The following is a 14,869-nucleotide window of genomic DNA, read 5'->3' as shown; positions in this document are numbered from 1 at the left end:
AATTCGGAGGCCTTAGGTATGAACAGGATAGCGATAGCAAATCAAAAAGGTGGATGCGGCAAAACCACAACTGCAATAAATCTCGCCGGCGCAATAGCAAACTTAGGAAAAAAAGTCTTACTAATAGATCTCGACCCTCAGGCGCACGCTACATTCGGCCTGGGAATGATAAGCCAGCCCGCGGATAAGTCTATATATAATATTCTCACGGATAACGAGGAAAAAAGAAAGCCGATACTCGACTGCATCATCAGGGTAACGGAAAATCTCGATATCATACCATCAAATATACTATTAAGCACACTTGAGCAGGAATTAAAAGATACCGAAGGCGCTGTATCAAAACTTCATGAGGCGATATATTCAACACAGCTTAACTACGACTACGTTGTAATAGACTGCCCTCCAAGCCTCGGATTCTTGACCTTCAATGCTTTGCGCGCCGCGGAGCTTGTCGTAGTGCCCATAGATATGAGCGCGTTCTCGCTTATGGGCGTAGGAAAATTGCTTGGCATGATAGAGTTGATAAAGATAAACATAGGCCATTCACCATCAGTTAAGGCGCTTGCCACATTATTTGATAGAAGAATTAAATATTCACAGACCGTACTGGACGAGATAAAAGCGTTCTTCAAAGAACAGACTCTGGAAACGGTGATAAGACTGAACGTAACTCTAAAAAAGGCCGTTGCCAAGGGCGTCACGGTAACGCAATTCGATAATAGATCCAACGGCGCGATAGATTATACAGCCCTTGCGCATGAGGTCATAAGGATGGAGGGGGCGGAGGAATTTAAAAAAGCTCTGGCTGAATGCGCTTTCAAGCCGGAAGAAGCTGTATTACCGCAAGCAACGAGAATCCCCGCTATACAGCCAACGCAAGAACCTGCCGAAAGAGATACCGCGTTTCATTTAAACGCGCCTGCGGCAAAAGATGTATACATAGTGGGAGACTTTAACCATTGGAAGATGAACGACGAAAGCCGCCTCTTGCGCACTGCCGAAGGCCTGTGGGAAAAACGATATACCCTTACCCCGGGAAAATACAGATATAAATTTGTAGTTGACGGGGAATGGGTACTAGACTCTCTCAATCAGGATAAAGAACAAAATCCATACGGCACATACGACTCCGTAAAGAAGCTCTAATAAATGACTTTCCTGAAGAATGACTTCATAAAAGAAGACCCGTGGCGCATATTCCGCATAATGAGTGAATTCGTTGACGGATTCGAGGAACTTTCAAGCCTTAAAAAGGCTGTATCTATATTCGGCTCAGCTCAAAACAATGCCGCTTCTACAAAAAGATTCTACAAGATAGCGGAAGATACCGCGTGCTTACTTGCCAAAAATGGATATGCGGTCATTACCGGCGCCGGTCATGGCATAATGGAAGCGGGAAACAAAGGGGCTAAAAAAGCCGGCGGAGAGTCCATAGGCCTCAACATACTTATCCCGATAATGCAGAAACCTAATAGATATGTCACAAAACTTCTTGAATTCAAATATTTTTTCTGCAGAAAGGTAATGTTCGCGAAGTACTCCAAGGCGTTTGTCGTATTTCCCGGAGGGTTCGGCACCTTAGATGAGCTATTTGAAGCCATAACGCTTGTTCAGACCGAGCGAGTAGATCCTTTTCCTGTAATATTAGTGGGGAAAGAGTACTGGAAGGGCCTCATATCATGGATAAAGGGAACGCTCTTGACTCAGGGAACGATAGACCAGAAGGATTTGAAAATATTTTCAGTTGCAGATAAACCTCAGGAAGTGCTTGCCGCAATAAACGAGTTCTACAAAATCTGCTCCACTTAGGGATGCCTACAAATAAAAAGGATGGCAACAACTCATTGTAGGTAACTTGTACCTTTAAACCCGAGAACGGGTTAATATGTTGTTGTCATCCAATAATAGTATACCCCAAAAAACGCTAAAAAGCAAGTTGTAATCCGAGTGGATTCGCGCTAAAATACTTAGGCTATGAACCAAAAATACGACGTAATAATCATAGGCGCAGGCCACGCTGGATGCGAAGCGGCCCTGGCATCGGCTCGATTGGGATGCAAGACGCTTCTTGTAACAATGAATGTCGATACCATAGGCCATATGTCATGCAATCCTGCCATAGGCGGCCTTGCTAAGGGGCAACTCGTAAAAGAGATAGACGCTCTTGGCGGGCAGATGGCCAAGGCTACCGATGCCACTGCTATACAATTCAGGCTCCTAAATACAAGGAAAGGCCCTGCTGTAAGATCTACAAGGGCCCAGATAGACAGGCACGCATACCGATTATATATGAAATCCGTAATAGAGGGCCAGCCAAATCTGGAAGTAAGGCAGGGCATGGTTGAAGACATTATAGTAGAAGGTGGTATTGTTAACGCGATTAAGACTTCCTTAGGCGAAATATATTACTGCAAGACATTGATAGTCACACCCGGGACATTTCTAAACGGCGTTATACATATAGGAATGGAGCATTTTGAGGGTGGTAGGGCGGGTGAAGAGCCTTCGAAAGGATTATCAGCGGCGCTGGAAAGGCTTGGACTTAATATGGGCCGCCTCAAGACCGGAACCTGCGCGCGATTGGACGGCAGGACCATACATTTTGAAAAGATGACCGCCCAGCATGGCGATAGCGATATCAGGCCATTTTCATTTCAAACTAAAAGAGTCGTCTCTGACCAACTGCCGTGCTACATAACCTACACCAATAAAAATACGCATGACATCATAAGGTCGAACCTTGACAGGTCTCCGCTGTTTACCGGCAAGATAAAAGGTACGGGCGTACGCTATTGTCCTTCTATAGAAGATAAGATACATCGCTTTCCTGATCGCGACAGGCACCACATATTTGTAGAGCCGGAGGGGCTAAATACAAACGAATACTACCCGAACGGCATATCCACAAGCCTTCCTGTAGATGTGCAGGAAAAGATAGTCCACTCAATTGAAGGGCTGGAGAATGCATCTATTACGAGGCCGGGCTACGGCATCGAATACGATTACGTTGACCCTACACAGTTACTTCCCACGCTGGAAACAAAATCAATATCGGGCCTATACCTGGCCGGACAGATAAACGGCACCACAGGATACGAAGAAGCGGCAAGCCTCGGGCTCATGGCAGGAATAAACGCGGCCTTTAAAGTTGCCGGCAAAAAACCACTTATACTGGATCGCTCACAAGCCTATATAGGTGTCCTCATAGATGATCTTGTGACAAAGGGGACGAAAGAACCTTACAGAATGTTCACCTCAAGGGTTGAATACCGCCTCATACTAAGAGAAGACAATGCCGACTTAAGGCTTACACCTATAGGTTATCAAATAGGCCTGGTCAATGAAAAAATATATGCGGCCGTTATGAAAAAGAAAGAAAATATCGAAAGCGAGATAAAGAGATTAAAAGAGACGAGACTTGAAAAGGTATTGAGGCGACCCGGCGTATCGTATCATGAAACCGTTTCCCAGACCGGGACCGTAAATTCTGCGGCCTCGGCCTGTCAGGGCCGGCCTGTAAATAGCGGTCTCACTATTGACGAAATAAATGAGGTGGAGATAGAGATTAAGTATGAGGGATTCATAAAGAGGCAGCTTAGTGACATAGGAAGATTTGATAAGCTCGAGAGGATAAAAGTCCCGAAAAATATAGACTACAAGTCTATACACGGCCTTTCAAACGAAATAAAGGAAAAGTTAACCAATATAAGGCCTATAAATCTGGGCCAGGCTTCACGCATATCGGGAGTAACTCCGGCAGCCATATCGATACTCATGATATGGATAGAGAAGCTGCGAAGGGAAAAATAGTTGAAGCTATACAGCGATTATTTAAAAACCAAATACGGCTGTAAGGTCTACCGCATAGCCATCGACGCGGGATTTACATGCCCTAATCGCGATGGAACTAAGGGCGCAGAAGGCTGTCTATACTGCAATTTCAGCGGCTCTCGGGCATCATATATAAATAAAAAATATAATGTAAGAGAACAGCTTCAGACGCGCATGGATTATCTAAAAGAAAGGGAAGGCGCGAAAAAATTCATAGCCTATTTTCAGGCATTCACAAACACTTATGCGCCGTCGGCCAAGCTAAAGAGCGTTTATGACGGAGTTCTTGATTTTAACGATATCGTCGGAATATCGATAGGCACGCGTCCGGACGAGGTAGACAAAGAAAAACTGAGACTCATATCTTCATATAAGGATAAATATGAAGTATGGATAGAATATGGACTTCAATCTATCCATAATAAGACGCTTAAACTGATAAATAGAGGGCATGCATTTTCGGATTTCTTGCAAGCGGTCAGGGTCACGAGGCAATTTGATATTCCGGTATCCGCGCACGTAATATTGGGACTACCCGGAGAAACAAAAGAAGATATTATAGAAACCGCCAAAACCCTTGCAGGGCTTAAGATAGACGGCATAAAGATACACGTTCTTCACATATTAAAGGGAAGTAAGCTCGAAAAATTATACGATGAGGGAAAGATAAAGCTATTGGAGCAGAATGAATATGTGGACCTGGTATGCGAATTTCTTAGGCACCTTGGGCCGGATGTGATTATCCAAAGATTGACAGGGCAGGGAGATAAAGAAAGTCACATCGCCCCATTGTGGGCTTTAGACAAGATAGGAACTATCAACAAAATCATGACCGTCATTGCGAGCGAAGCGAAGCCTGCCTGACCGGCAGGCAATCTAAATCTTAGTGCCGTCCTTTATAACCATATTCTTCGGTATCACTACTATTCCATCTCTAATATAATAACAGCTGTCGTCTATATTCTTAATATTATTTATATTTTTTATTATCACGTTTTTGCCTATCCTGGCATTTTTGTCTATTATCGCGTTCTCAATGGTCGAACCATCTCCTATACCTATCTTTACCGCTTCCTTACCGTGAGAATCTTCATAATAATCAGAGCCCATTATAACGCTCTTACTTATCTTACATCCCTTTCCTATAATGCTTCGCAGTCCGATTGTGGAGTGTTTTATCTCGGCATCATTGATTACACAGCCTTCGGTGATCAGTGCCTGCTCTATACGACAATTGGAGATTCTGGAGGGGGAGAGAAACCTGGGCCTGGTAAATACACGGCCTTTGTACAAAAACGCCAGATTAGGCTTTGAGGCGGCTATCTCCAGATTAACTTCATAAAAAGACTTTATCGTTCCTATGTCTTTCCAATAGCCCTCAAATATATACCCAAAACCTTTAAACTTCTTTATCGAATGAGGTATGACTTCACGGCCAAAATCCGTATCATTACCCTCAAGCGCTTTCTTAAGGGCGCTGGCCTTGAAGACATAGACTCCCATTGAGGCAAGATACGGACATTTAGAATTTTTTGAGCTCTTAAATTTCAAATTCCTTAACTCTGCCGGCGTATTCGGTTTTTCCTTAAATTTAGTGATACGCTTATTGCCGGCCAGTTTTAATATACCCAGTTCTTTAACTTCATCTGAGCATACAGGCACAACAGAAACCGTGAAATCGGCGTTCTTGGCCCTGTGAAAGTGTATCAATTCGTGATAATCCATATCGTATATATGGTCGCCGGAAAGTATCAGAATATCCTGGTCATTATTGCGAAGATTAAGATGGAGTATGTTTTTCCTGACAGCATCGGCTGTGCCCTGGAACCAGTTGGCGCCCTCCAGAGTCTGTTCGGCGGCAAGTATCCTGACAAATGCCCTTGAAAAGAAATCGAAACGATAGGTAGCATTTATGTGGTTATTTAAAGACTCGGAGTTAAACTGTGTTAGCACATAAATACTCTTTATATCCGAGTGCAGACAATTACTTATGGGCATATCTATAAGGCGGTATTTACCCCCTATCGGGACAGCCGGTTTTGACCTGACCATTGTAAGAGGGAAGAGCCTCTTGCCCTGCCCACCGCCCAAAATCAACGCTATAACATTCTTCATTTTTTAGTCCTTTTTTGTAGTAATAAGTATATCATATATGGGGTAAAAAACAAATTTGACATACACTGTTTGTATGCTATGATACGAATTAACAGGAAGAAAAATACGATGCCCAAAGTGCGCATATTGATAGTCGAGGATGAAAAAAATATAGCCAAACTTATCCGGTATAACCTGGAAAAGGCCGGATATGACTGCACAACAGTAAAAACAGGTGAAGAGGCCATATCTATCCTTGAAAAACAGGCCTTTGATCTTATGATTCTCGATATAATGCTGCCCGGCATCGACGGATTCGAGGTATGCCGCAAAATAAAACAATACCCGAAAACCAGAAATATGCCGATAATAATGCTTACAGCCAAAGGCGAAGAGGTTGACAAAATAGTTGGCCTTGAGCTTGGAGCCGATGATTATATGGTAAAGCCATTCAGCCCCAGAGAACTTGTATTAAGGATAAAGGCTATATTAAAAAGGGGTAAGACAGACGAGCAAAAGAAAGAGTTGATAACCATAGGTGACATATCTGTAGATATTCCAAAACATAGAGTAACTGTTAAAAATAAAGATGTAGCGCTTACCAATATGGAATTTAGACTGCTCTTGACTCTAATGGAAAGACAGGGAAGGGTGCAGGATAGAGATAAGCTACTCAATGATGTATGGAATATCGATACTATGATAAATACCAGGACCATAGATACACACGTAAAGAAACTGAGGGAAAAGCTTGGGAAAGCAGGAGATATGATCGAAACTGTAAGGGGAATGGGCTATAGGATTAGAGAGGCTGATGAAAATTAAACTTTCCTGGAAACTCACCTCAATTTTCTGCTTAATTATATTTTTGGTACTTGCTGTTCTGTATTTCTACATAAATGACCACCTAAAAGAATATCTTGAACAACGCATAAAATACAGCCTTAAGCACGATCTACTCTTAAACAAAAACTTAATAGAAAATGAACTTAGATCAAGTATAGGTCCTGCCAATGCGTCTATGCTCGCAAACCGGATCGGAAAATCTCTTGATGTAAGAGCGACTATAATAAGCCCTGATGGCATAGTTACCGGTGACTCCGAGTTGGCCGGAAGTGATCTGCGTGATGTAGAAAATCACATGAAAAGGCCTGAAATTCAGGATGCGTTAAAAAGAGAATTTGGTGAAAGCAAGCGATTCAGCACAACCAGAAAAACCCACATGTTATATATGGCCACGCCCCTGGGCGAAAATGGCTCGATGGGGTTTTTACGACTTGCCATGCCGCTATCTGAAATAGAACTTATCGAACTAAAAATACAAAAGATAATAGCTGTTGCCTTGGTTCTCGCCATTATACTAACACTTATCTTGGGCGCCATTATATCGATAATGATCTCCAAGCCTTTGTCTGAAATGTCTGATGTGGCTAAACAAATGGCAAAAGGGAATTTTTCAAAAAGAATATATAAACAATCAAATGATGAGATAGGCGCTTTAGCGGAAGCATTAAATTACATGGCGGAAGAGGTAGAGAACAAAGCGGGAAAGATCTCTTATGAAGAGGCAAAATTGGACGCTGTTATATCGAGCATGTTTGAAGGAGTGATATTGACCGATAAAAGCGGCAACATAATCATGATTAATCCGTCTTTGAGAAAACTATTTTTCATCGATTCTTCAGCCGAAGGCAAGCGGCTTATAGAGGTGGTGAGAAACAATGATATACAGGATATGGTAGACCGCATAATGAGAGAAAAAAATGCGCTAATAACCGAGATAGCGACAAACACGCCTGAAGAAAAGATTGTGAGGATAAGCGGCGTTCCTATAATAAAGAATGGCACTATGGAAGGCATAATCCTGGTCTTCCACGATATAACGGAATTAAAGCGTCTTGAACGCGTCAGGCAGGATTTTGTCGCAAATGTGTCTCATGAATTACGAACCCCTCTTTCCAATATAAAAGGATATTCCGAGACACTGCTTGGGGGCGCCATTGAGGACAAGCCGCACGCGATGGATTTTATAAATATCATATATCGCGAGAGCGACCGGCTGGCGAAATTAATAGACGATCTGCTGGATATTTCCAGAATAGAATCTGGCAAGATGAAGATGGTCCTCCTGTCAATTGACTCAAAGATAGTTGTGACAAAAGTCTTGGAAATATTGAAAAAATCGGCCCATGACAAATCTATTAATATAACGATAGATATTCCAGGAAACCTGCCGAAGGTACTGGCAGATGAAAGCAGGCTTACCCAGGCTGTATTAAATTTAATGGACAATGCGATAAAATACACTCCGAAAGAAGGGTCTATAAAAATACACGGCTCCCAGGATAACGGTTTCGTTAAGCTGGATGTCTCAGACACCGGAATAGGTATACCCGAAAAAGATTTACCCAGAATATTCGAGCGCTTCTATCGTGTGGATAAGGCTCGCTCGAGGGAACTTGGCGGCACGGGACTTGGGCTTTCGATAGTAAAACACATAATCCAGGCGCACGGCGGGGAAGTTTGGGTAAAATCCGCGCCCGGCAACGGCTCTATATTCAGCTTCACTATACCAACGGTTTAAGGCCATGCCTTTTAGATTCACACATAATTCACAAACCCTTAAAGATTCTGTCACATTGATATCGTATACTTCCTCAAGAAGTAGAAAAGCCCATATGGAGGCAGAAAGGAAGTATATGAAGAAGATGTTGTGCATTGTGGCGCTGATAGCATCGATAGGTGCTAACGCCTACGCCTATGAAAACGGCGATTTTCAGATATGGAATACGGATGTCGAGGAAGTAAAGATAGCTAAGGATGTGAAATTCTTCATGGAGCAGGAATTTCGCTTCGGTGAAAATGCGGGTGAATTTTATTATCAACATTATGACTGGGGATTCATTTTTGGTTTTGATAAGAGACTGGACATCGGGCTGGGCTATCGTTTGGTTCTCGAAAAATACAAGCACAAATGGAGAGAAGAGGATCAACCCAACGCAACTGCCACCCTAAAATTTGATCTATGGAAATTCAAAATAGATGACCGAAACCGGCTCGAATATCGTCATTTCAGATTTAAGAATGACTCCGTCCGTTACCGAAATAAGTTCTCTATTAAGCTTCCTATGGACATCGCAAAAATTAAGGTTTCACCTTATGCTTCGGATGAAATATTTATATCATCTGACAGCACCGGTTTTAACGAAAATAGATTTGCATCGGGAATAGAATTCGACCTGACAAAAAATGTAAAATTCGACATATTTTATATGCTAAAGGGTAACAGAATCAGGGGAGACAAATGGAATAATACGAATGTGCTTGGCACAAAAATTAAGATCGCGTTCTAAAAGGAGAATATGCATATGAGAAAATATTTACAAACAATCGCTATGGCCGCGGCGATACTATCGATAACCGTAACTTCTTATGCTGAAGATACCATCCAGATAAAAGGCTCTGACACAATGGTGAATTTAGGGCAGGGATGGGCCGAGGAGTTCAACAAGCTCCATCCCGATATTAACATATCAATAACGGGCGGAGGATCAGGAACGGGTATAGCAGCCTTAATAAGCGGAACATGCGACATAGCCGAATCTTCGCGCGCAATGGCCGATAAGGAGATTAAACAGGCCGAAAACAAGGGCATTAAGCCAGTTCAAGACATAGTAGCGCTCGACGGCCTCGCTGTAGTAGTCAATCCTAAGAATCCGGTAAAAAATTTAACACTCGACCAGCTGAAAGATATATTTATGGGCAACATCGATAATTGGCAAACTGTAGGTGGTAAAAATATGCCGATAGTCATACTGTCCAGAGAAGTAAATTCGGGGACACATATATTTTTCAAGGAACATGTATTGAGAAACGGGAATCCGAAAGGGCCCGAAGAATTTTCGCCATCAGCTCTTCTAATGCCGTCTTCGCAGGCTATAGCGGATGAGATAGCAAATAACGAAAACGCGATAGGCTATTACGGCATGGGCTACATTAGCCCCAAGCAAAAAACCATAGCCGTGGGTAAATCTAACCATGGCCCGTTTACGGAACCCGACATAGAGAGCGTAAAGAGCAATGCATATCCCATCTCAAGGCCGCTCTATATGTGCACAAATGGGCAGCCCAAAGGCTCGATAAAAGATTTTATAAGCTTTGTACATTCCGACGAAGGGCAGGAGATAGTAAAAAAACTGGACTTTGTACCGATTAAATGACAATAGCAAATAGAATAAAAGAATTCATTATAGAAAAACTTATATTCTTGAGCGGAATAGCTTCTATAGTGTTTGTTTTACTAATATTCGTATTTCTTCTAAAAGAAGGCATATCGCTTTTTAAGCACGTCTCCTTGTGGGAATTCGTAAGCGGCAAATTTTGGTACCCGATTTCCGACCCGCCAAAACTCGGGATACTTCCTCTTATACTAGGATCTTTACTTGTTACATTAGGCGCTGTGCTGATATCGGTGCCGTTAGGGATATGCTCTGCGTTCTATATAGCGGATGTTGCATCGCCCAAGGTGCGCGACGCCCTCAAATCCTGCGTGGAAATATTATCCGCCATACCTTCCGTAGTGCTAGGTTTTATAGGAATGGTGACCTTGGTGCCATTTATAAAATTTATATTTAAGATACCGACTGGGTTAACGGCCCTATCCGGCTCTATCATGCTTGCATTCATGGCCCTTCCTACGATAATAAGCATATCTGAAGACGCGATAAACGCTGTGCCACGGCAATACAAAGAAGGCGCGATTGCCTTGGGGGCAACACACTGGCAAACCCTTTATAGGGTAGTTATGCACGGAGCTTTGCCGGGAATAATAGCGGCGTCCATGCTGGGTATAGGCAGGGTAATAGGGGAGACGATGGCTGTAATGATGATAACCGGAAATGCAGCGGTAATACCGCACACATTCTTAAGGCCTGTACGGACATTAACAGCCACGATAGCCGCCGAAATGGGCGAAACGGTAAGAGGCAGCGAACACTATTATGCTTTATTCGCAATAGGCATAGTGCTTTTTGTTATATCTTTTGCGATAAATGTTACGGCAGATCTTTTTCTTAATAAGGAGAAGAAGTGATAGACGTCCGCTTAAAAGAAAAGATAGGATTTACAACGCTATTGGTGGCGACGCTGCTCGTAGTGGTCCCGGTCATATTTATAGTATTCTTAATCATATCGAAAGGATGGACAGCCATAACGTGGGAATTTCTATTTTCTATGCCGCGGGACGGCATGCGCGCCGGCGGAATATTCCCGGCCATAATAGGAACCTTTTATCTTGTGATAGGTTCAATAGCCTTCTCGCTTCCGATAGGAGTTATGGCGGCTATCTACCTGAATGAATACGCAAAGGATAACACGCTGACCAGAATGATCAATCTGGCAATAATAAATCTCGCAGGAGTTTCTTCGGTAGTTTATGGGCTTTTCGGACTAAGCCTTTTTGTAATATTTTTTAAATTCGGCGTATCTATAATATCCGGGTCGCTCACTTTGGGCATAATGACACTGCCTGTTATTATCACCACCACCAGGGAAGCGCTGCGCGCGGTTCCTAAATCTTTCAGAGAGGTGAGCCTGTCTTTAGGCACAACGAGATGGCAGACTATAAGGCATTCGGTATTGCCATTCGCGCTTCCCGGAATTCTAACGGGCGCCATTCTTAGCATAGGACGTGTCGCGGGCGAAACCGCGCCTATATTATTTACAGTCGCGGCATTTTATCTTCCCAATATTCCAAATAGCGTTTTTGATCAGGCTATGGCGCTGCCATATCACTTGTACATAATATCAACACAGATACCGAACATAAGCGAAAGTTATAGATACGGCACCGCACTCGTTCTCGTGGGGCTTGTAATAATAATGAATCTCGCGGCGGTAATAATAAGGGCGAAATTTCGAAGGAAGAAATGGTAAAGAATATAATAAGCGTAAAAAACCTAAGCATAAACTTTGGCAGCGTCCAGGCGCTTAAGAATGTGTCCATAGATATTAAAGAGAATGAAATTCTCAGCATTATAGGGCCGTCTAACAGCGGTAAGACATCTTTTTTGAGAAGTTTAAACAGGCTTAACGATATCGAGGATACTATAAAAGTCATCGGAAACATCCTTATCGGCGGAAAAGATATATACAGCCAAATGTCTCCGGAAGAATTAAGAAAAAGAGTTGGTATGATATTTGCGCTTCCTATCCCATTGCCGCTTTCGATATATGATAATGTGGCATATGGGCCCAGGATGGCAGGTACACATAATAAAAAAAAGCTGGATTCGATAGTTGAGAACGCGTTAAAAACATCATTTCTATGGGATGAGGTTAAAGACAGGCTCGGCTCATCGGGCCTTAAGCTCTCCGGGGGCCAGCAACAAAGGCTTTGCATATCAAGAACCCTGGCGCTAAATCCGGATGTGGTGCTATTTGATGAGCCGTGCTCCGGCCTCGACCCGATATCTACAGCGAAAGTGGAAGAGTCTATGGTTGAATTAAAGAAAACAAAGACTATAGTGCTGGTTACAAATAATACCAAGCAAGCGGCAAGAGTCGGTACAAGAACGGCTTTTTTCCTTATGGGAGAACTTGTCGAAATAGATACTACTGATAAAATCTTTACCGCGCCTTCGAATAAGAAGACCAACGACTATATAACGGGTAGGTTCGGATGAGCAAAATTAGAACAACAAACCTGAATTTATTTTATGATAAGTTCCATGCGCTTATCAACGTTAACATGTCGATAAAAGAAAAGTGCATCACCGCAATGATAGGCTCTTCAGGCTGCGGTAAATCGACGCTTTTAAGATGCATCAACAGGATGAATGACCTTGTGGAAGACGCAAGGATCACAGGGTCCGTCGAAGTGGATGACATGAGCATATATGGCGAAAAAGTAGATCTTGTTGGGCTCCGAAAAAGAGTGGGCATGGTATTCCAAAGGCCCAACCCTTTTCCATTGAGTATATACGAAAATGTGGCATTTGGACCGAGAATACATCACATAGCGAAGAAGGGCAAATTGGATGCCCTGGTGGAAGAGAGCCTGGCGTCGGTGCTTCTATGGGATGAATTGAAAGATAAATTAAAGACAAGCGCCTTAAGGCTGTCGCTCGAACAAAAACAAAGACTCTGCATAGCGCGGCTTATCGCGATTAAATCCGAGGTTCTATTGATGGATGAGCCCTGTTCCGCACTCGACCCGATAGCCACGCTAAGAATAGAAGAGTTGATGCAGCAACTTAAAAAAGATTATACTATAATAATAGTTACGCATAATATGCAGCAGGCGGCCAGGGTTTCGGATGAAACAGGCTTCATGTTATTGGGCGAGCTTGTCGAGTTCGGTAAAACTGAAGATATATTTACAAGGCCAAGAGATAAAAAAACTGAGGATTACATAACAGGCAGATTTGGATAAAACAAAAAGGGAAGGGAAGAGGTGTAAAATGGAAAGGCATTTCGACGAAGCGTTAAAAGATTTAAATAAAGACATCTTAAGAATGGGGGCATTTGCCGAAGAAGCTATATATAAGGCATTTGAGGCGCTTAAAAACCGGGATACCAACGCCGCAAAAAGCGTCATTGAAAATGACGTAAAAATAGACGAACTCGAGCTGTCAATAGATGAAAAATGCATAGATCTGATCGCAAGATATCAACCTATGGCCAAAGACCTTAGATTCATTACAACCGGAATGAAGCTAAATACTGAACTTGAGCGCATTGCGGATATAGCTGTAGATATAGCACAGCGTGCTCTCGAGATCGTAGATAAGCCTCTATTAAAGCCCCTGGTGGACCTGCCTAAGCTTGCCGCTATTGCTCAAAACATGGTGAAGGCCGCGATAGACTCTTTCATAAGGGGCGATGTCAATATGGCAAAGAATGTCATGCTATCAGACCCCGAAGCTGACAAACTACGCAATCTTATACAAAAAGAACTAATAGAGGACTACATGGTAAAGGATGGCTCCACAAGCCCGCTGGCTGTACAGCTCCTACTGATTGCCAGATTCCTGGAACGCATATGTGACCATGCCACAAATATAGCCGAGGATGTAATTTACATGGTCGAGGCGGAAGTTGTTAAACATCATCCGGAAAAATTAAGATAATCCTTATTGACAAAAATGTTGGTTGTGATACGCTACACCTATCACATAATATTTAGGAACTAAAAAATATGGAATACATCGTAAATATAGTAGAAACAATTTTTCACTTCGACAGATACCTCGGTATAATCGTTCAAAATTACGGTAACTGGGTATACCTATTCCTATTCCTTATAATATTTGCCGAAACAGGACTTGTAATAACACCTTTTCTTCCCGGAGATTCGCTTATTTTTGCCGTAGGTACTCTTGCGGCAATGGAAATATTCAATCCATGGTGGCTTTTTGCGGTTCTTGTAAGCGCCGCCGTTATCGGAGACACCGTAAACTATGCAGTAGGAAAATTTTTAGGACATGAGATATTAAAATATGGCCATGGGCGTTTTTTGAAACCTGAACACATAGACAAGACCCACCGCTTCTTTGAAAAATACGGTGGCAAGACCATAATATTAGCGAGGTTTATTCCTATAGTAAGAACTTTCGCCCCTTTCGTCGCAGGCATAGGAAGTATGAGTTATCTTAAATTCATTATTTACAACGTAGTAGGTGGATTTTTATGGGTTGCGATATTTTTAGCATGCGGATACTTTTTCGGAAATGCGCCTGTTATCAAAAATAACTTCACGCTGGCGATATTAGGCATAATGGTTGTTTCTGCAATGCCGGTATTTATAGAATTCTGGAGAGCGCGCAAAGAAAAGAGTAGAAAAAAAACGCTTTCAAACTAATAATACCTTGACACCGCATATTTTGCTCCCTATAATGATAATGTAATTTATATTTCACTAACAATATCATCGAGGAGAGCA

15 protein-coding genes are annotated in these 14,869 nt (G+C 42.6%); 14 read left to right on the top strand and 1 reads right to left on the bottom strand.

The window, feature by feature from the left end:
• The first annotated feature begins 18 nt into the window (after positions 1–18).
• The 4 genes from Q8R38_07510 to Q8R38_07495 all read left to right on the top strand — a co-directional run bounded on the left by Q8R38_07510 (position 19) and on the right by Q8R38_07495 (position 4,698).
• Positions 19–1,149 carry an AAA family ATPase gene (locus Q8R38_07510; GenBank protein MDP3791873.1) on the top strand — a complete coding sequence of 377 codons (1,131 nt, stop codon included), beginning with the start codon at positions 19–21 and terminating at the stop codon, positions 1,147–1,149.
• A 3-nt stretch (positions 1,150–1,152) separates the two neighbouring features.
• Entirely contained in the window at positions 1,153–1,812 is a 660-nt protein-coding gene (locus Q8R38_07505) for a TIGR00730 family Rossman fold protein (GenBank protein MDP3791872.1), read from the top strand.
• A gap of 165 nt (positions 1,813–1,977) precedes the next feature.
• Positions 1,978–3,813 carry a tRNA uridine-5-carboxymethylaminomethyl(34) synthesis enzyme MnmG gene (gene mnmG / locus Q8R38_07500; protein MDP3791871.1) on the top strand — a complete coding sequence of 612 codons (1,836 nt, stop codon included), beginning with the start codon at positions 1,978–1,980 and terminating at the stop codon, positions 3,811–3,813.
• A complete protein-coding gene (locus Q8R38_07495) occupies positions 3,814–4,698 on the top strand; it encodes a TIGR01212 family radical SAM protein (protein MDP3791870.1) in 885 nt (294 codons plus the stop codon). It begins immediately after the preceding gene.
• Positions 4,699–4,710: 12 nt separating this feature from the next.
• Here the strand turns inward: Q8R38_07495 and Q8R38_07490 are convergent, their stop codons facing one another.
• The gene (locus Q8R38_07490) at positions 4,711–5,949 is read right to left on the bottom strand and encodes a glucose-1-phosphate adenylyltransferase (protein MDP3791869.1); all 1,239 of its coding nucleotides are present in this window, start codon (positions 5,947–5,949) and stop codon (positions 4,711–4,713) included.
• 108 nt (positions 5,950–6,057) lie between these two features.
• On the opposite strand from Q8R38_07490, the gene Q8R38_07485 reads away from it, so the two are divergent.
• From Q8R38_07485 to Q8R38_07440, 10 genes are all read left to right on the top strand, one after another.
• The gene (locus tag Q8R38_07485; GenBank protein MDP3791868.1) at positions 6,058–6,753 is read left to right on the top strand and encodes a response regulator; all 696 of its coding nucleotides are present in this window, start codon (positions 6,058–6,060) and stop codon (positions 6,751–6,753) included.
• A complete protein-coding gene (locus tag Q8R38_07480) occupies positions 6,743–8,512 on the top strand; it encodes an ATP-binding protein (GenBank protein ID MDP3791867.1) in 1,770 nt (589 codons plus the stop codon). The genes Q8R38_07485 and Q8R38_07480 overlap by 11 nt, the downstream gene beginning before the upstream one ends.
• A 115-nt stretch (positions 8,513–8,627) precedes the next feature.
• Positions 8,628–9,281: a DUF2490 domain-containing protein gene (locus Q8R38_07475; protein ID MDP3791866.1), complete on the top strand. Its 654-nt coding sequence runs from the start codon at positions 8,628–8,630 to the stop codon at positions 9,279–9,281.
• 15 nt (positions 9,282–9,296) lie between these two features.
• Positions 9,297–10,148, top strand: coding sequence for a phosphate ABC transporter substrate-binding protein (locus Q8R38_07470; protein MDP3791865.1), 852 nt, complete (start codon positions 9,297–9,299; stop codon positions 10,146–10,148).
• Positions 10,145–11,020, top strand: a complete 876-nt coding sequence (gene pstC / locus Q8R38_07465; protein MDP3791864.1) for a phosphate ABC transporter permease subunit PstC — start codon at positions 10,145–10,147, stop codon at positions 11,018–11,020. The genes Q8R38_07470 and pstC overlap by 4 nt, the downstream gene beginning before the upstream one ends.
• Positions 11,020–11,862 (top strand): phosphate ABC transporter permease PstA, encoded by an 843-nt coding sequence (gene pstA / locus Q8R38_07460; GenBank protein MDP3791863.1) that lies wholly within the window; start codon positions 11,020–11,022, stop codon positions 11,860–11,862. Before pstC ends, pstA begins: the two co-directional genes overlap by 1 nt.
• Positions 11,856–12,611 (top strand): phosphate ABC transporter ATP-binding protein, encoded by a 756-nt coding sequence (locus tag Q8R38_07455; GenBank protein ID MDP3791862.1) that lies wholly within the window; start codon positions 11,856–11,858, stop codon positions 12,609–12,611. Before pstA ends, Q8R38_07455 begins: the two co-directional genes overlap by 7 nt.
• On the top strand, positions 12,608–13,360 hold the full coding sequence (gene pstB / locus Q8R38_07450; GenBank protein ID MDP3791861.1) for a phosphate ABC transporter ATP-binding protein PstB: 753 nt from the start codon (positions 12,608–12,610) through the stop codon (positions 13,358–13,360). Before Q8R38_07455 ends, pstB begins: the two co-directional genes overlap by 4 nt.
• Positions 13,361–13,388: 28 nt before the next feature.
• The gene (phoU, locus tag Q8R38_07445) at positions 13,389–14,057 is read left to right on the top strand and encodes a phosphate signaling complex protein PhoU (GenBank protein MDP3791860.1); all 669 of its coding nucleotides are present in this window, start codon (positions 13,389–13,391) and stop codon (positions 14,055–14,057) included.
• A 68-nt stretch (positions 14,058–14,125) separates the two neighbouring features.
• Positions 14,126–14,788: a DedA family protein gene (locus tag Q8R38_07440; GenBank protein MDP3791859.1), complete on the top strand. Its 663-nt coding sequence runs from the start codon at positions 14,126–14,128 to the stop codon at positions 14,786–14,788.
• Positions 14,789–14,869: the final 81 nt, after the last annotated feature.

It is taken from the genome of Candidatus Omnitrophota bacterium (assembly GCA_030695905.1).
Taxonomy (GTDB): domain Bacteria; phylum Omnitrophota; class Gorgyraeia; order 2-01-FULL-45-10; family 2-01-FULL-45-10; genus CAZHPY01.
This window is presented reverse-complemented; position numbering and strand designations above follow the sequence as displayed.

What these genes read in the sequence shown, in the direction of transcription:
- Q8R38_07455 (MDP3791862.1), top strand. Translation starts at nt 11,856, where the DNA reads ATGGTAAAGAATATAATAAGCGTAAAAAACCTAAGCATAAACTTTGGC.
- phoU (MDP3791860.1), top strand. Translation starts at nt 13,389, where the DNA reads ATGGAAAGGCATTTCGACGAAGCGTTAAAAGATTTAAATAAAGACATC.
- Q8R38_07470 (MDP3791865.1), top strand. Translation starts at nt 9,297, where the DNA reads ATGAGAAAATATTTACAAACAATCGCTATGGCCGCGGCGATACTATCG.
- pstC (MDP3791864.1), top strand. Translation starts at nt 10,145, where the DNA reads ATGACAATAGCAAATAGAATAAAAGAATTCATTATAGAAAAACTTATA.
- mnmG (MDP3791871.1), top strand. Translation starts at nt 1,978, where the DNA reads ATGAACCAAAAATACGACGTAATAATCATAGGCGCAGGCCACGCTGGA.
- Q8R38_07510 (MDP3791873.1), top strand. Translation starts at nt 19, where the DNA reads ATGAACAGGATAGCGATAGCAAATCAAAAAGGTGGATGCGGCAAAACC.
- Q8R38_07505 (MDP3791872.1), top strand. Translation starts at nt 1,153, where the DNA reads ATGACTTTCCTGAAGAATGACTTCATAAAAGAAGACCCGTGGCGCATA.
- Q8R38_07440 (MDP3791859.1), top strand. Translation starts at nt 14,126, where the DNA reads ATGGAATACATCGTAAATATAGTAGAAACAATTTTTCACTTCGACAGA.
- Q8R38_07490 (MDP3791869.1), bottom strand. Translation starts at nt 5,949, where the DNA reads ATGAAGAATGTTATAGCGTTGATTTTGGGCGGTGGGCAGGGCAAGAGG.
- Q8R38_07480 (MDP3791867.1), top strand. Translation starts at nt 6,743, where the DNA reads ATGAAAATTAAACTTTCCTGGAAACTCACCTCAATTTTCTGCTTAATT.
- Q8R38_07475 (MDP3791866.1), top strand. Translation starts at nt 8,628, where the DNA reads ATGAAGAAGATGTTGTGCATTGTGGCGCTGATAGCATCGATAGGTGCT.
- pstB (MDP3791861.1), top strand. Translation starts at nt 12,608, where the DNA reads ATGAGCAAAATTAGAACAACAAACCTGAATTTATTTTATGATAAGTTC.
- Q8R38_07485 (MDP3791868.1), top strand. Translation starts at nt 6,058, where the DNA reads ATGCCCAAAGTGCGCATATTGATAGTCGAGGATGAAAAAAATATAGCC.